This is a genomic window from Pseudomonas putida (assembly GCF_028682635.1).
Taxonomy (GTDB): domain Bacteria; phylum Pseudomonadota; class Gammaproteobacteria; order Pseudomonadales; family Pseudomonadaceae; genus Aquipseudomonas; species Aquipseudomonas putida_AE.
Genome location: NZ_JANHLK010000133.1, coordinates 1 through 213, shown reverse-complemented (window position 1 = coordinate 213; position 213 = coordinate 1). Strand labels below are relative to the sequence as shown.

General features: G+C 64.8%; 1 pseudogene. It reads right to left on the bottom strand.

Annotation, left to right across the window (positions count from 1 at the left end):
* A pseudogene (locus NPS56_RS31155) lies at positions 1-213 on the bottom strand (urocanate hydratase); the annotation flags it as partial.

Sequence of the window (213 nt, the reverse complement as noted above, 5' to 3'; positions counted from 1 at the left end):
CTGCTGGCATTCGATGTTCAGCGAGCAGGCACCGGCCAGGGTTGCTGCCAGAGGCTGCGCGCCGCCCATGCCACCCAGGCCAGCGGTCAGTACCCACTTGCCTTTGAGGTCATCGTTGTAGTGCTGGCGACCGGCTTCGACGAAGGTTTCGTAGGTGCCCTGGACGATGCCCTGGCTGCCGATGTAGATCCAGCTGCCGGCGGTCATCTGGCC